The 15,035-nt window shown below is 38.8% G+C and carries 14 protein-coding genes; 2 read left to right on the forward strand and 12 right to left on the reverse strand.

Going from position 1 to position 15,035, the window contains the following annotated elements:
* Positions 1-202 precede the first annotated feature (202 nt).
* The 11 genes from A6E03_RS12645 to A6E03_RS12695 all read right to left on the reverse strand — a co-directional run bounded on the left by A6E03_RS12645 (position 203) and on the right by A6E03_RS12695 (position 10,608).
* Positions 203-601, reverse strand: a complete 399-nt coding sequence (locus A6E03_RS12645) for a GspS/AspS pilotin family protein (RefSeq protein WP_065591640.1) — start codon at positions 599-601, stop codon at positions 203-205.
* A gap of 55 nt (positions 602-656) precedes the next feature.
* Positions 657-959, reverse strand: a complete 303-nt coding sequence (locus A6E03_RS12650; RefSeq protein WP_065591641.1) for a YciI family protein — start codon at positions 957-959, stop codon at positions 657-659.
* 104 nt (positions 960-1,063) lie between these two features.
* Positions 1,064-1,474: an acyl-CoA thioester hydrolase YciA gene (gene yciA / locus A6E03_RS12655; protein ID WP_141676875.1), complete on the reverse strand. Its 411-nt coding sequence runs from the start codon at positions 1,472-1,474 to the stop codon at positions 1,064-1,066.
* Positions 1,475-1,665: 191 nt separating this feature from the next.
* Entirely contained in the window at positions 1,666-2,211 is a 546-nt protein-coding gene (locus tag A6E03_RS12660; protein ID WP_065591642.1) for a septation protein A, read from the reverse strand.
* Between the two features lie 193 nt (positions 2,212-2,404).
* The gene (locus A6E03_RS12665) at positions 2,405-3,655 is read right to left on the reverse strand and encodes a dicarboxylate/amino acid:cation symporter (protein WP_141677276.1); all 1,251 of its coding nucleotides are present in this window, start codon (positions 3,653-3,655) and stop codon (positions 2,405-2,407) included.
* A gap of 316 nt (positions 3,656-3,971) precedes the next feature.
* A complete protein-coding gene (gene trpA / locus A6E03_RS12670; RefSeq protein WP_065600983.1) occupies positions 3,972-4,778 on the reverse strand; it encodes a tryptophan synthase subunit alpha in 807 nt (268 codons plus the stop codon).
* Positions 4,778-5,968 (reverse strand): tryptophan synthase subunit beta, encoded by a 1,191-nt coding sequence (gene trpB, locus A6E03_RS12675; RefSeq protein ID WP_065591645.1) that lies wholly within the window; start codon positions 5,966-5,968, stop codon positions 4,778-4,780. The genes trpA and trpB overlap by 1 nt, the downstream gene beginning before the upstream one ends.
* Before the next feature lie 10 nt (positions 5,969-5,978).
* A complete protein-coding gene (gene trpCF, locus A6E03_RS12680; RefSeq protein WP_065600984.1) occupies positions 5,979-7,391 on the reverse strand; it encodes a bifunctional indole-3-glycerol-phosphate synthase TrpC/phosphoribosylanthranilate isomerase TrpF in 1,413 nt (470 codons plus the stop codon).
* Positions 7,392-7,395: 4 nt separating this feature from the next.
* Positions 7,396-8,403, reverse strand: a complete 1,008-nt coding sequence (gene trpD, locus A6E03_RS12685) for an anthranilate phosphoribosyltransferase (RefSeq protein ID WP_065591647.1) — start codon at positions 8,401-8,403, stop codon at positions 7,396-7,398.
* Between the two features lie 10 nt (positions 8,404-8,413).
* Positions 8,414-9,022: an aminodeoxychorismate/anthranilate synthase component II gene (locus tag A6E03_RS12690; RefSeq protein WP_065600985.1), complete on the reverse strand. Its 609-nt coding sequence runs from the start codon at positions 9,020-9,022 to the stop codon at positions 8,414-8,416.
* The gene (locus tag A6E03_RS12695; protein ID WP_083201861.1) at positions 9,022-10,608 is read right to left on the reverse strand and encodes an anthranilate synthase component 1; all 1,587 of its coding nucleotides are present in this window, start codon (positions 10,606-10,608) and stop codon (positions 9,022-9,024) included. Before A6E03_RS12695 ends, A6E03_RS12690 begins: the two co-directional genes overlap by 1 nt.
* 404 nt (positions 10,609-11,012) lie before the next feature.
* Here A6E03_RS12695 and A6E03_RS12700 point away from each other — a divergent pair, with 404 nt between their 5' ends.
* On the forward strand, positions 11,013-11,858 hold the full coding sequence (locus A6E03_RS12700) for a PHP domain-containing protein (RefSeq protein WP_065591650.1): 846 nt from the start codon (positions 11,013-11,015) through the stop codon (positions 11,856-11,858).
* A 49-nt stretch (positions 11,859-11,907) separates the two neighbouring features.
* Entirely contained in the window at positions 11,908-12,528 is a 621-nt protein-coding gene (locus A6E03_RS12705) for an L-threonylcarbamoyladenylate synthase (protein WP_065591651.1), read from the forward strand.
* A gap of 57 nt (positions 12,529-12,585) precedes the next feature.
* Here A6E03_RS12705 and A6E03_RS12710 read toward each other — a convergent pair whose 3' ends face one another.
* Positions 12,586-15,027, reverse strand: coding sequence for a hybrid sensor histidine kinase/response regulator (locus A6E03_RS12710; protein WP_065600986.1), 2,442 nt, complete (start codon positions 15,025-15,027; stop codon positions 12,586-12,588).
* Positions 15,028-15,035 lie beyond the last annotated feature (8 nt).

Raw genomic sequence — 15,035 nt, forward strand, 5'->3', positions numbered from 1 at the left:
TCTCTTATTATTAAGCTTGTCATTAAATATTTTGTTAATTTTTGATAATAGCTATTAAGTTTCGTTATATTTAGGGATGTTACATGGGAAGTGTTGTAGGTATAACTTAGGTATAGTGTTTACAAGTAGGAGGAAAAGGCATTAAAACGGCAAGTTAAATGGCCTCATATTTGAGTAAATATCAGACCATTTTTTATTTGTATTACTCTTCTTCGGTTGGTTTACGATCTAAACAAGACTGCTCATTAACAAAAATATCATTCTGTTTTTGACCTCTAGCATTACGAATAAGGTAGCGGTAAGCGACACCTTTTTTTAACACCGGGCGGATTTCTTTGCTTCCACAGTAAGTTGTAATGCTCTGTTCAATGATTTGATTTGTGCTAATCTCACCATTACCACTATCTAAAAATATCATTTCAACCACTCCTTGTTTTTCTTTTACTTGAATTAGAGTGAGTGGGCCCATCTCTAAAGGAAGTGAACTCGCAAGGATACTGGCACGATAATCGGCAAGCATTTCTATTTCTTGTTGTTGTTCGTTAGAGGCACATCCAGAAAGAATGAGGACACTTAACGCTGTCAAAATAAGTTTTTTCATTATAGTTCTTTATGGTTTTTGAGCTTATATTTACTATAAATTCATATCATTAATATTAAGCAGGAAGTACTTTTTTGAATGGTTTTACGATTACATCAGCGTAAACCCCTGCATCAATATATGGGTCATTGTTAGCCCATTTTTTTGCAGCATCCAAAGAATCAAATTCTGCAATAACTGTTGAGCCTGTAAATCCAGCACTTCCTGGGTTTTCAGAATCAATTGCAGGCATGGGCCCTGCGACTAATAAACGGCCTTCATTTTGCAGTTGAGTAAGGCGCTCTAGATGTTTTTCTCGAACACTTAAACGACGTTCTAAGCTATTTTCAACATCTTGAGAAAAAATTACATACCACATAGTTGAATCCTTTTATTTTTTATCATCATTGATAGAGCCATCATAAAAAAAGCCCTAGCGATAAACCAGAGCTTTTTGATAATTAATAAGAAAAATTGTAATTACTACGCACTTTTCGGAATTGGGCGCGGTTTTCCGCTTGAATCAATCGCAACATAGTTAAATGTGGCGTCACAGACCATAAAACGTTCGCCTACACCGTGCTCTTTTACCGGTTTAATCCATACTTCAAGGTTGATTGTCATGGATGTTCGACCAATTTTTACACATTCGCCATAGCAACAGACTACATCACCTACTTTTACTGGTTTTTTGAAGGTAATACTAGAAACTGAGACGGTAACAATACGTCCACCAGAGATCTCTTTAGCTAGGATCCCGCCTGCTAAATCGAGCTGAGACATAATCCATCCACCAAAAATATCACCATTGGCATTGGTATCTGCTGGCATTGAAAGAGTACGTAAAAGGAGTTGGCCTTTAGGGGCTTGTCCAAGAGATGATGGGCTTGTCAAATTGATTTCCAATACAGCTAAAAATGAAATTATGCTGAGTTTACCACAAAAAAATAGATATAAAAAAACCGTGCTGTAAAACAGCACGGTTATGATTATTTTTTAAGTATTAGGTCTTATTTATGGTGATTAAAAATCAACGATTTAAATAATTTCTTGGCTAAATGAAGAATAAAAAAGGGAAATTAAGATTACTCTTGTTCTTCTTTTTTCTCTTTTGGCATATGTTTATATACGTACATACCAGTAAATAAAGTATATAAGAAGGTTAGTCCAAGTAAACCAAATACCTTAAAGTTAACCCATACATCTAATGGCATTTCAAATGCCACGTATAAGTTGGCAATTGCACATACTGTGAAGAATAAGATCCAAGCGTAGTTGATCTTGTTCCATTGAGGATCAGTTAGCGTCACTTCTTTGCCTAGCATACCTTTAATTACAGGTTTACCTATAATTTGAGAGACTAATAAACCCGCCGCAAAGACGCAGTATACGATGGTTACTTTCCACTTTATGAAGTTATCATCATGTAAGAAGATCGTCATGCCACCAAAGACGGTCACCATAAGAAAGGTGATTAGCTGCATTTTTTCAACTTTCTTATAAAGAACATAAGTCAAAACAAGTTGAACCGCTGTCGCTATGATAAGTGCGCCTGTTGCAGTGTAAATATCGTACATTTTGTACAGGGTAAAAAAGATAATCAGTGGGATAAAATCTAAAATCTGTTTCATATTTATAGGTTGAGCCAATAATTAATTATGTAGCGAGTGTATCTAAAATTTACAGGGGAGGGAATCGCTAAAAATTGCTTGTTACATTTTATGCGTACTATTGGCTAAAAAGAAAAGCCAACTCATACGCTTTCAACGAGAAAGATCAAGTGTGAGTCGGCTTAACGATATTTGATGTACGGACGTAATGAATTTACGCTTCTTTATTTTCTGTCGTTGTTTCTACTGTGTCTTCAACCATTGAGTCAACAATTACGGCACACGCTGCATCTCCGGTAATATTGAGAGCAGTACGGATCATGTCAAAGATTCGGTCTAATGCGAATAGCAGTGGTAGACCTTCGATTGGAATACCAGCAGAAAGTAGTACCGCAACCACTAGGAAAGAGGGACCAGGAACACCTGCTTGACCAACAGCACCCAGTGTTGATGTCACAATAATTGCTACATAAGCCCCAATTGACAGATCAATGTTGAACAGTTGAGCAAAGAAGATAGCGACTAGACCGTAGTAAATTGCATTACCAGACATGTTGATGGTTGCGCCTAATGGCAGAACAAATGATGCGGTAGAGTTACGAACACCTAAGTCTTTCTCAACCGTTTCCATCGTCACAGGTAGGGTTGCCATTGAAGACGCGGTTGATAGCGCAACGGCTTGCGGTTTCTTCATTGCAATCAGGAATTTCTTTGCAGAGGTTTTGGTTAGAAGGCCAACCATTAGTGGGTAAGCAATAAAACCAAAAATTAGAATAGCTGCGATATAAACAATGAATAATTTAAACACCACCATTAGTGCGCCAAACCCAAACGTACCCACAGCTTCTGCCATTAAACCAAAGACACCTATTGGAGCAATGATCATTACTTTGTTAATCATCCACACCATGACATCTACAATAGCATTTACTGCATTGAGCATTGGTTCGCGGCGTTTCTTTTCTAATTTAGAAAGACCAATACCAAAAAATAAGCAGAAAACGAGAATTTGCAAAATGTTTGCTTCATTTAGTGATTGAAAAACGTTGGTTGGGATCATGCCTGTGATGGTTGCCCAAAACGTTGGAAGCTCCCCTTTTGCTGCATAAGCAGAAGAGAACATGCCTTCAACACCGGAAACATCAATTCCCTTACCAGGTTCGAAAACCTCGCCCATAAATAGAGCTAATGCAACAGCCAGTGCAGAAGTGATTCCGAAATAACTTAATGTTGTAAAACCCACTTTACCTGCATTACTGCTATTACCTAGCCCAGCAGCACCAGAGATTAAAGCAACAGCAACCAATGGGATCACTAACATTTTTATTAGGTTAATGAAAATCGTACCTAATGGAGCAAACATAGCGGCAGATTGGCCCATTGTTGCACCAACCATGGTACCTACGATCATGGCTATAACGACTTGAACGCCAATATTGTTGAGAAGTCCTTTTTTCTGTAACAATTTATTTACCTCTATTCTATTTTTTAAACAAGGTGCAACTTGTACACCTTGTTAAAAATGTATTTATTAGTTAAATATCTTGGAGGGTGTTGTACACTTAAAATTTACATCTAGCAACACTGTTGCACAATGGGTTTAAAGTTATGCGGTTTTTGTAGGTTGTTTGTTTCTTTTTTGTGCGCATTTACATGTTTAATTACGACCGTGGCTTGCTCAGTCTAATTAATATTTAACGTATTAAAATTGCAAAGGACAATTGGAAGAAAAAAAAAGAGCCTACAGAAGGCTCTTTTGGGATGGGGTAAGATGTTAGATGTTATTTTTGTGTTGCAGCTTTCATCGATGAAGTAAACGTTGAAAGAGCCTCAAGTAAAGCGGCTGGATTATGTTGATGTTGCTCAATGATTTTTACGGTTGCAGAGCCTGAAATTGCCCCCGCAGCACCAGCTTTAATCGCTTCTTCTACCTGAGATGGTTCTGAAATACCAAAGCCTAAGATAGCAGGTGGTGCATCAAATTGGTTTAAGCGCTCTAATAGTTGAGCAACTGGCATGCCTGCTTTGGTTTCTGCACCGGTAACACCAGCACGAGAAAGAAGGTAAGTGTAGCCGCCGCCTAATTTAGCAACGGTTTCTAACGTTTCATTTGATGCAGATGGTGGAGCTATAAAGATAGGGTGAACATTATGCTTGAGTGCACTTGCTCTAAATTCTTCAGACTCATTGGTTGGTACATCTGCAATCAAAACAGAATCCACACCGGCTTGTTGGCATTTAGCGTAGAAAGTATCAATGCCATTTGCGAACACAAGGTTAGCGTAAACCAATAGACCAATTGGGGTATCAGGGTATTTAGCTCGGATCCTTGCGATTAAATCAAAACATACGACAGGCGTTGTTTTACTGTTTAATGCACGGATGTTTGCACCTTGAATTGTTGGACCATCCGCTAAGGGATCAGAAAATGGGAGCCCTAATTCAAGTGCATCTGCACCTGATTCAATTAAGGTTTCCATGATCTGGTAAGACAGCTCAGGATTTGGATCGCCAATGGTTACAAAAGGAACAAAGGCACCTTGGTTTTTGTCTGCTAATTTAGCAAAGAGGTCTTGATAACGATCCATTAGATTTCTCCCTTTTCTTTTAAAATGTCATGAACAGTGAAGATGTCTTTGTCACCACGGCCTGATAGGTTAACAACTAACAACTGTTCTTTTTCTGGCTCAGCATGCGCTAGTTGAAGTGCATAAGCCAGAGCGTGAGACGATTCTAATGCAGGAATAATACCTTCGCCTTTTGCTAAGATTTGGAATGCTTCTAGTGCTTCATCATCGGTCACTGACCCATATTCAGCACGGCCAATGGCATTCAAATGCGCGTGTTGTGGACCAACCGATGGGAAATCAAGCCCAGCAGAGACAGAGTAAGATTCTTCAATTTGACCATGTTCATCTTGCATCAATGGCGCTTTCATACCAAAGAAGATACCCGTTTTACCATGCTTAAGTGGCGCGCCATGTTGGTCGGTATCAATGCCTTTACCTGCTGGTTCGACACCAATCAATCTTACATTTTCTTCTTCAATGAAATCCGCAAACATACCAATGGCGTTTGAACCACCACCAACACAAGCAATAACCGCGTCAGGCAGACGGCCTTCACGAGCAAGGATCTGCATTTTTGTTTCTTCGCCAATCATACGTTGGAAATCACGAACAATGGTTGGGAATGGGTGAGGGCCAGCTGCTGTCCCTAATAGGTAATGCGCAGTTTCATAAGTTGCAGACCAGTCACGTAGTGCTTCATTACAGGCGTCTTTTAGCGTTGATGAACCTGAATGAACAGGGATCACTGTCGCCCCCATTAATTCCATGCGGAATACATTCGGGCTTTGACGTTCAATATCTTTAGCGCCCATGTAAACACGACATTTTAAGCCAAGTAGAGCACAAGCAAGAGCAGTCGCAACGCCGTGTTGGCCAGCCCCCGTTTCAGCGATGATCTCTTTTTTACCCATACGTAAAGCGAGCAGCGCTTGACCTAATACTTGGTTAGTTTTGTGAGCGCCACCGTGCAGTAAATCTTCACGCTTTAGGTACAGTTTAGTTTTAGTACCCTTGGTTAGGTTACGACAAAGCGTAAGTGCAGTAGGACGACCTGCGTATTCTTGCAGTAACGTCATAAACTCAGCGCGGAAATCTTCATCTGCTTGAGCATCAATAAAGGCTTGCTCAAGTTGGTCCAATGCAGGTACTAAAATTTGTGGAACGTATTGACCACCATATTCACCGAAGTAGGCATCTAATTTTGCCATGATATTTTCCTTAATAATCTCGTAATGCGCTAAATACGGCGCGTAATTTTTTGTGATCTTTTTTACCTGGTTCCGATTCGACACCAGAGTTGAAATCTAATCCGTAACAACCAAGTTGTGCTGCTTGTTTGGTATTTTCTAGTGATAAACCACCGGCGAGCATAATGTTGTTATGTGGTAGTTTATCCCAATCAAAACTAACGCCAGTCCCGCCGGTTTGAGTGCCTACTTTACAATCTACCAACACTTTATCAGCAAGACTTTGAGGAAGGGAAATGCTTTGTGCGTCATCTGACACAGAAATAACATTCCACACTTGGCAACCACTTGGTAGCTGTTGTTTTAGCTCGGCAATGTATTCTTCACTTTCAGAGCCATGCAATTGAACCACCGCAAGAGATAGTTCATTCGCTCGTTGTGCAACAGTAGACACTGTATCGTTTTGGAAAACGCCTACATAATTCAACGTGGTTGCTTGAGTGATGGCTTTTGCTGTCTCTAATGAAACAAAACGCGGTGATTTTTCAACAAAGATTAATCCACCATACACAGCACCAGAGTCATAAACTGCTTTTGCATCTTCTACAGACGTTAAGCCGCATACTTTGTTTTCACCTAGAATCACTTTTCGTGCTGCTAGTTCTAGGTTTTCTTCTGCCATTAATGAGCTGCCAATTAAAAAGCCTGTTGCGTGTTTTGCTAGATCTTTTACTTGCTGATGGTTATAGATACCAGACTCAGAAATAATGGTTGTGCCTTTTGGCAGTAGCGGTGCAAGCTCTTTAGTGCGGTTCAAATCAGTGGATAAATCACGTAGATTACGGTTGTTAATGCCGATCACTTGCGCTTCTAATGCGACCGCTCGGTGTAACTCTTCTTCATTACTGACTTCAGTGAGTACACCCATGCCAAATGAATGAGCAACTTCTGCAAGCTCTTTGTATTCTTCATCGTTAAGCACTGAAAGCATGAGTAGAATTGCATCTGCACCGTAATGGCGAGCTAAATAGACTTGGTATGCATCAATCATAAAATCTTTGCACAGAATAGGCTGATTAACTTGGTCACGAATAATGGGTAAGAAATCAAAACTGCCTTGGAAATACTTTTCGTCCGTTAACACAGAAATAGCACTGGCGTGTTTGTTGTAGACTGAAGCAATGTAGTTAAGATCAAAATCTTGTCGGATTAATCCTTTTGATGGCGATGCTTTTTTACATTCCAGAATAAACTCAGTTTTGCCTGTTTTTAACGCTTGGTAAAAACTGCGATCAGAGCTAGTTAGGCCATTCTTAAAGGTATCAAGAGGCTGTGTTTCTTTACGCTCATTTATCCAAATAGCTTTATCTTTGACAATTTTTACAAGCACTTCAGCCATTTGGGTATTTTCTACTGAGATGTGCTCAGACAATTGTTGTGTCATCTTTCTATCCTCGTGCAGCCAGTTGTTGAACTAGCTCAAATGCTTTACCTGAGTTCATCGCATCAATGGCTTTTTGTGCATTGGCTTTTAAATCTTCATGACCAAACAGACGCATTAATAGTGAAACATTAACTGCAATAGCGCCCAGCTGAGCGTCAGTACCCTTACCTGTCAGAATATCAGTAATAATCGCTCTGTTTTCTTCTGGCTCTCCGCCTTTAATTGATTCAAGCGGATGCGTGTCTAAACCAAAATCTTCAGGCGTTAATGTGTACTCTTTGATCTCGCCATCAATAATTTCTGCAACGGTGGTTGGGCCGTGAATGGCAACCTCATCTAAACCAGAACCAAAGACAACCGCTGCGCGTTTCATTCCCATATTCACCATGGTTTCTGCGATAGGGCGAACCAGAGACTCATCGTATACGCCCATTAATTCAATGTTTGGACGAGCAGGGTTGATTAAAGGACCAAGAATATTAAAGATGGTGCGTGTTTTCATGGTTTGACGAATTGGCATCGCGTGTCGAACACCACCGTGATAGTGAGGCGCAAATAAGAAAGCAACGCCTAAATCATCAACCGCTTTTCGTGTGTCTTCTGCTGACATGGCTAAATTAATACCAAATGAATCTAATAAGTCAGAAGATCCTGATTTACTTGATACACCACGGTTGCCGTGTTTTGCGATTTTTAATCCACAGGCTGCTGCCACAAAGGCTGCTGTGGTGGATATATTTATCGTATTTGAACCATCACCACCGGTACCAACAATGTCTGCGAAATCATAATCAGGGCGAGGAAATTCATTGGCATTATCAAGCAGTGCTTTAGCTGCGCCTGCAATTTCGTTAGGCGTTTCGCCTTTTATTTTCAAACAGGTTAGGGCTGCGGTAAGTAGAATAGGATCTAACTCACCTTTAATTATTGCATCAAAAAGGACTTGGCTTTCCGCTTCTGAAAGAGAAATTTGGTCGTATAATTTAGTAAAAATGGCTTCAATTTGAGTCATGCGAATATCCTTATTCTTTATTATCTGAACGGCTTGAATCTAAATTTAAAGCCCAGTTTAATGTATTAATTAGTAGCTCAGCGCCTTGCGTCGTTAAAATGGATTCAGGGTGAAATTGGAACCCACACACTTTGTCTTCTTCTTGGATCACCGCCATGACTAAATCATCAACGGTTGCGGTAATGGTTAATTTATCGGTTACCTTTGTTGCCACCAAAGAGTGGTAACGTGCAATAGAAAGTGGATTTGGTAACCCATCAAAAATAGCGTGTTGGTTATGGCTCATCATTGCAGATTTACCATGAACGATTTCACCAGCACCTGCAACTGTCCCATCATACGCTTCTACAATCGCTTGATGACCAAGACAAATCCCAATCATAGGTACTTTGCCTTTTAAGCGTTTAATGACTTCAGGCATACAGCCTGCCTCGGATGGCGCGCCTGGTCCTGGAGATAGTACAACTACCGGATTTTCTAGTTTATTTACCGCCTCTTCAAAAGCCACGGCTGACAAACTATTTCGATAAATAGTGACTGGGTAACCAAGGGAGCGAAATTGATCAACCAAGTTATAAGTAAAGGAGTCGAAATTATCGAGTAATACAATATGAGCCATTAGTTTTTCTCCTTAGTGCTTACTGGTTGAGCTAAGTGTGCTTTTTGAATTGCAGAGATCACTGCTTGGGCTTTACCACGAGTTTCATCGGCTTCCGCTTGTGGGTCAGAGTCATACACCACGCCAGCTCCGGCTTGAACTTGAGCGATACCGTCTTCAACATAGGCTGAACGAATAACAATACAAGTATCCATGTTGCCATCGCCTGTTAAATAACCAACAGCGCCACCATAAGTGCCTCGGCGTGTTTTTTCTACGTCACGAATGAGCTGCATAGCACGGATCTTTGGAGCGCCCGTTAATGTCCCCATATTCATACATGCTTGGTAAGCATGAAGGGCATCAAGATCCCCTCGAAGTTGACCAACAACACGAGAAACCAGATGCATAACATGGCTGTAGCGGTCGACTTTTAATAAATCAGCCACATAGCGAGTGCCTGCTTCTGAAATACGAGCCACATCATTACGAGCCAAATCAACTAGCATCATGTGTTCTGCGTTTTCTTTGGTATCACAACGCAGTTCTAATTCAATGCGGCTGTCTAAATCATGGTTGATAGAACCATCGTTGTTTTTACCACGTTGACGTGTTCCTGCGATTGGGTAAATCTCAACTTGGTTTGTTTCTTTGCCGTATTTCAATGCAGATTCAGGCGATGCACCAAACAGGGTGAAATCGCGATCTTGCAGATAAAACATATAAGGACTTGGGTTACCAATTTTCAGTTCACGATAAGCCGCTAATGGCGCGGGACAAGGAAGAGTGAATCGACGAGAAGGTACAACTTGGAAAATATCGCCTTTAATAACAAATTCTTTTAAATCTAATACGGTTTGACAGAAATCTTCATCTGACACACTTGGGATCGCGTCACAACGTTCTAGTGTTGGGGCCGCAGGAACCGTATGTGGCTCTGAGCAAAATTCTTTTATTTCTAGAAGTCGAGCAGAAACACTGGTTTTGATAGTCTCATCAGCATTAAACAGTGAGCCCTGAAGTACCGAAGACTCGGTTTGGTGATCGATGACCAAAAGTGATTCCGCCACATAAAACACATAGTCAGGACACTTATTGGTTGTTTCTGCATTACCAAGGTTCTCGAAATTCGCCACTAAATCATAGGCAAATAAACCGCCTAAAAATAATGCATTAGAGGGCAGCCCGGTTAAATCAAATTGATGCTGGATAATACGCAGTGCATCAAAAGAAGAAAGCTCACGTAAGCGACTGTCTTCATCCAGATCTTGTTTTATGTCAGGGAAGTATAGTGTTAGGTTTGTCGGAGATGATTGAGTAATGAGAGACGCTGGGAGAGAATGAGACAGCGAGAGTAATAAATGCTCTCCATTAAGAGTTAATGCTTCTAAAACCACTTCTTTATTAAAACAATGAATTCGTACTGCAGCATCAATGAGCATTAAGCTTTTTAAATTTTGTTTTGAATCTACTTCAGCGGATTCAAGCAATAAGCTCATTGCTTGATTTGCGCATAATGTTGAATACAGTTCCGTAGGATCAGAAACATATGGCACATCAAGACATAGTAACTCTAATTGACCATCTTTTGAGTATGATGACTGCATTACAGCCTCCCTGCTAATACGTTGAATTGGTGTTACATTTTTATTAGTTTTCATAGTCGCATATTTCACTTTTGTTGCCACTCTTTTCTTAAAACTTGTGAGGGCTGAATGACTGACTGTTTAGATTTTCATCTATTATTAGTTTTACTGATTGGTTGTGCTTAAGGCATAAAAAAACCCGCAAAAGGGCGGGTAAGGTTTTTATGTCGAAATTAATTAAGCATAAAAACACTACCCGAAGTAGTGCCACCAACGTTTAGTCATCACGCTAGTTTTTAAGAATGCTTGTTGTTTGCTAAGCTGTGACATAAAGTACCTACTATTAAAACCAATAATATATTGGTGAGAAAGTGTTTAACTGCGTACCAGTAAACTAGTACGCGAGGTGAAAGTCAAGAATAATTATGAAAATAGACCTACATAGTCACACAACTGCGTCAGATGGACGCATGTCACCTACTGAATTAGTAGAAAGAGCCGTAAGTTTTGATGTAAAAGTCTTAGCAATTACCGATCATGATACGGTCGCTGGCTTAGTGGAAGCACATCAAGCGATTAAAGAGAAAGCATTACCAGTGCATTTAATTGATGGTATTGAAATTTCTACATTATGGAGTAACAAGGATATTCATGTTGTAGGCCTTAATGTTGATGTTAATCATCCTGAATTAATTGCATTGATAGAGCAACAAGCAGAGCGTAGAGATTCTCGTGCAAGAAAAATGGCAGAGCGTCTTGAAAAAGCAGGTTACGCAGGGGCGCTAGAAGGTGCAGTAGCTTTGGCAAATGGCGGGTCATTAACACGAGCACATTTTGGCAAGTGGTTAGTCGATCAAGGTCATGCAAAAACGATGCAAGCAGTGTTTAAAAAGTTTTTAACACGCAATAACATAGGCTATGTCCCACCGGATTGGTGTTCTATTGAAGAGGCGGTTAACGTCATTCATAATGCAGGTGGAATCGCAGTATTAGCTCACCCAGGTAGGTATAATTTAACGGCAAAATGGATAAAACGTTTATTAGCGGCTTTTGCTGAAGCGAAAGGTGATGCAATGGAAGTTGCATTACCGCAACAAGGTGTGCAAGAACGTAGAGTGCTTGCAGATTATGCGACTCATTACGAGTTACAAGCCTCACAAGGTTCTGATTTTCATTATCCGTCACCTTGGACAGAGCTTGGAAGAAATTTATGGCTGCCTGAAGGGCCAATTCCTGTATGGCAAGAATGGAATTTACCTACCTTTGAGTAAGTTCTAGATTATAATTAATATAACAATGACCTGCTAAGCAGGAGGAATGATGAGCCAGTTTTTTTATGTACATCCTGAGAACCCACAAGCTCGCTTAATTAGTCAATCTGTTGCGATTATTCGTGATGGAGGGGTCGTTATCTACCCAACTGATTCAGGCTACGCGCTCGGTTGCCAGTTAGAAAATAAACAAGCACTAGAGCGAATTTGTCAGATCCGTCGTTTAGACGATAAACATAACTTTACTTTGTTGTGTCGTGATCTTTCTGAATTATCGATTTATGCCCGTGTAGATAACAGTGTTTTTCGCTTATTAAAAAATAATACACCAGGGGCGTACACGTTTATCTTTAAAGGGACAAAAGAGGTCCCTCGTCGTTTAATGAACCCAAAACGTAAGACGATAGGTATGCGTGTGCCAGATAACAAAATTGCCCTCGCTCTTTTGGAAGAGTTGGGTGAGCCATTAATGTCTACAACATTGATTTTACCAGGTAATGAAGTGGCGGAGTCTGATCCAGAAGCTATCCGTGATCAACTTGAACATGCCGTGGATTTGATTATGAATGGTGGGTATTTAGGTGAACAACCAACAACCGTTGTTGATTTTAGTGATGACGAGATAACTGTTTTACGTGTTGGTGCTGGTGATCCTACCCCGTTTCAATAATGTAACTCTAAAAGAAGCTTATACCGATTTAAAATAGCCAGCAGTGACTGGCTATTTTTATAACCACTGATCTAAGGATTCTAAAAGTTTTAGTTTAGAGATAGGCTTGGTTAAATATCCATCCATAATCGCGGTTATTTCCATTACTTCATCGTCACCTGATTCACCAGTTAAAGCGATAATAGGAATTGACGGATGAGTGTGTTTTATTTGTTTTGCCGCATCGATACCATTCATTACCGGCATTCTAGAATCCATAAAAATAAGATCTACATCGTTATTATTCATGACTTCAATCGCTTTAGCGCCATTTTCTGCTTGAAGAATGTGAATATTATTTCTACTTATAAATGTTTGAATTAACATTCGTTGTACTTTTTTGTCATCAACAATTAGCACGGTTTTATGTATTAAATTAATTTTCTCGACATCATTATCAAGACGAGTGATTGTTTCATTATTAACCGTATGGTTTAGCTCATCTTTGATCGTTGGGAAACTTAATACAAATTCAGTGAAATCCCCATGTTTTGAATAGCAAGAAATATGGCCATTAAAGGAATTCATTACTCTTAAACAATAAGAGAGGCCTAATCCACTTCCTCCGTCCTTATCATGAGTGAAAAAGTCATCAAAAATATTTGGTAATATATTAGGGTCTATGCCTGGACCGGTATCTCTAAATATTAGAGTATTGTAAGTATTCCCTTTATTTAATTTGATAGATATTGTGCAATCAGGATGGTCAAAGTAATGGATAGCATTGCGTATTAAATTAAAAAGAATAAATCCAAATAAAGTATCATTTACCTTGATAACAAAATCTTGTTCGAGATCTATCTTAATTCGTTTTCTGATACTATCAGATTCGAAAGCGTATTCATTTATGAACTGTTGTGTTAATGATGAAACTGAATAGTTATTTAAATGTTCATGACCAATATTTGAATTTCTTGCTTCGCTTAAAATAATATCAATAAGTTGGGCTCCACGCTGTATTGCTAGTTTCCCTTGTTTCAATTCAATATCAATGTCTTTTCCATTTGCATGACTGCCAATGCGTTCAAAATGATATTGTAATTGTGATAGAGGGTTTCTCATTTCGTGAGCAATTGAATTAGCAAGCGCTTGAGATTGTTTTACTTTTCTTTCGCTTTCAATATAACCCTGTACTTTTGTTAGTACCCATTGGATTGCTGTAATTTCTTCATTTGAAAAAGTTGAGCCATTACGTTTCTCTGGTGATAAAAATAGGTGGGAAATTAACTTGTTTTTACCAAAGATAGGTAGAATTAATGCTGTTTTTTTCGAATCCATCTCTTTTTGAACTGCATGTAAATCGGATTTGTTTAATTCAGGGGCATAATGAATTTGATAATCTAATTCATCTTTAACTAGCGCCGAATTTGATTGGTTCAAATGAGGTATGAATATATTGTAGTTAGCGTGTTTCCCTACCAATAATAACTCTTCTTGTGGAGTATCTAGTAACGAAGCTAATGTAGACATGGCCTCATTACTAGAGTATTTAAACTCATCCGCTATAGCGTATATTTTTTCTACGGGTGTTTTTTTATCTCGATAGATTAATAAGCTAGAAACTAATTTTGTTTTATTTAATGTTTTATCCCAAAATACACCAGTAATGATTATAGTTAATGATGAGATGTAAAGTAAGTTATTATCATTATGAGTATAAAGAATAATGACAGGAAACAAGTAAATCATCATGTTTGATGTATAGGAAGTTAACCAATAAGAAATATAACGAAAGCTGTATAAGCGATGGTAAAGTAAAGTATACCCCATAAGAACGGCTTCTGTAACTGAAAGCACAGGAGGGACCCAAGCAAAAGAAAAATCATGCCATATCATAGGTATAATTATTTGAGATATGATTGTTGAAGACATGAATATTAGGATGCCAATCAATAAATAGACGGATTTTACCTTATTGAGCTTTAGTTTACTTTTTCTTAACTTTAGAAAGTTAACAATAATTAAACTAATAAAAACAAATGCGTTAATAAAGAAAATTGATGCAAATGGTCCAAAGTGAATAGTGAAATTGCCTTTTTCTACAATGGTTACACCGGTAACTGTTAAATTAGGAGTTAAGTTTATAGACAGGGCGAAAATACTTTCGATATAAAACAACACCATCTGCCAAGGTTCTATTTTTTTATTTTTTCTAGTAGATGTAAGACGGCAAGAAAATAAAAAGGCAAATGCAAAGGCAAAATAAGAAGCTAAATTTGCGGTTATTGCCATAACAATAGCGATATCTTCACTAAAATAAAGCAATAAATTAGATTGGAAATAAAAGTTAGTTAAGATCCAAATTATAATAAAAAAAGTATAACCGATATAAGGATAGTAAATTTTAGGATCAACTTCCATTCGATCTTTAAATAAAGACCGAATGAAGAAGGCTACCCATAGTAAAATGAATGCAGAGATAAATAGCAATAAATTATCTTTAGGTAAGCCAATTAACATTTATATTA

This window comes from Aliivibrio sp. 1S128 (genome assembly GCF_001691065.1).
Lineage (GTDB): Bacteria > Pseudomonadota > Gammaproteobacteria > Enterobacterales > Vibrionaceae > Aliivibrio.